Source organism: bacterium (assembly GCA_021372775.1).
In the GTDB taxonomy this organism is placed as follows: Bacteria; Acidobacteriota; Polarisedimenticolia; order J045; family J045; genus JAJFTU01.
Window position 1 is genome coordinate 1 of record JAJFTU010000099.1, and the last position, 1,758, is coordinate 1,758.

Consider the following 1,758-nt stretch of genomic DNA (forward strand, 5'->3'; position numbering starts at 1 on the left):
GGGCGGCAATCGGGCCGCATCCGCGCCTCGCACCCCGCTCCGCGGAGGGCCGATGGTTCCCGTTCCCGCGTCGTCCCCGCTTGTCCCCGCGGCCGCCCCCCGGCCGGCGGCGGACGCGTGGGGCTGGGAATCGTTCGCCGGGCGGATCGCCGAATTGGCGGCGCTCGGCGGCGCGGCGCGGCTGTCGCTGGCCTTCGGGCTGGTCCGGGAGGCCCAGCGGCGCGGCGAGCCGGCGGCGTGGGTCGCGGCGGGCGCCGGCTCGTTCTATCCCCCCGACGCCGCCGCCTGCGGCGTCCGGCTCGAGGCGCTGCCGGTGGTCTTCGTCCCCGGCCTCGCCGCCGCCGCCCGCGCCGCCGACACGCTGCTCCGCTCCGGCGGCTTCGGCTTGGTCGTCGTGGACGTCGTCGGCGCCGCGGGGGAGCTCCCCGCGCCGCTGGCCACCCGGCTGGCCGGTCTGGCCCGCAAGCACGACGCGGCGGTCGTCTTTCTCGCCGAGGCGGCGGAAGGCGCGCCGTCCCTCACGCCGCTCGTCGGCCTCCGCTGCGCCGCGCGGCGCGCCGAGGCCGGCCCGGGACGGTTCGTCTGCCGCGCCGAAGCGCTCAAGGACAAGCGCCGCGGGCCGGGCTGGGCGCACGAGGAGATTCGCCGTGGGCCGGTGGGGCTGCGTTGACGTCCCGTCGCTGCCGCTGCAGCTCCTGCTGCGGCGCACGGGGGACGACGGCCCGGCGGCGGTCGTCGCCGAGGACGCGCCGTTGGCCCGCGTGCTGTGGGTCAACGAGGCCGCGCGCCGCCGCGGCATCCTCCCCGGCCAGCGCCACGCCGCGGCGTTGGCCCTCTGCCGCACGCTGCGCGCCGGCGTCGTCGAGGCGGACGAAGTCGAAGCCGCGACGGCGCGGATCGCCCGCCGCCTGCGCGACTTCACCCCCGGCGTCGAACCGTCCCCCGACGAGCCGGGCGTCTTCTGGCTCGACGGCGACGGGCTGGGCGGCCTCTTCGGCTCGGCCAGCGCGTGGGGCCGCGACGTCCGCCGGGCGGTGCTCGATCTCGGCTTCGCCTGCCGCGTCGTCGTCGGCTTCACCCGCTACGGCGCCTACGCCGTCGCCGCCGACGCCGGCGTCGAACTCGCCGTCTTCCGCGATCCGGAATCGGAGCAGCGCGCGGCGCGCGCCGTGCCGCTGGCGCGGCTGGGGCTTGACCCGGAATTGCGCGACGAGCTGGAGCGTTTGGGCGTGCGGACGCTCGGCGCCTTCCTCGAGCTGCCCGAAGGGGCGCTCCACGAACGCTACGGCGACGCCGCCTCGCGTCTCCATCGCCTCGCCTCCGGCGCGGCGTGGGCGCCGCTCCAGCCGCGCCTGCCCGAGGAACGGTTCGTCGAATCGTTCGAGCTCGGCTATCCCGAAGGGGACCGCGAGCGGCTGCTGCTCTACCTGCGCCGCGCCCTCGACGCGCTCGTCGAGCGTCTCGCCGCGCGGGGCCTCGCGGCCTGCGGGCTGCGGCTGACGCTTCGCCTGGAGGTCGGCGGCGAGCGGGCGGACGAGCTGCGTCCGGCGCGGCCGACGCGCGACGCGGCGCGGCTCGCCGAACTGCTGCGGCTGCGCCTCGAGGGGGCGGAGCTTCCCGGCAAGGTCGAAGAACTCGCCCTCGAGGCGCTCGCCGCGCCGGCCGAGGCGGAGCAGGCCGCGCTGCCGGAAGGGGAAGGGCGGCGCGACGTCGCGGCGGCGGAGCGGGCGCTGGCCCGTCTGCGGGCCGAGTTCGGGG

At 78.6% G+C, this 1,758-nt stretch carries 2 protein-coding genes; both read left to right on the forward strand.

The window, feature by feature from the left end:
- Positions 1–52 precede the first annotated feature (52 nt).
- Positions 53–670, forward strand: coding sequence for a recombinase A (locus LLG88_03455; protein ID MCE5245964.1), 618 nt, complete (start codon positions 53–55; stop codon positions 668–670).
- On the forward strand, positions 648–1,758 hold a 1,111-nt coding region (locus tag LLG88_03460; protein MCE5245965.1), incomplete at its 3' end, for a DNA polymerase Y family protein. The genes LLG88_03455 and LLG88_03460, both read left to right, overlap by 23 nt.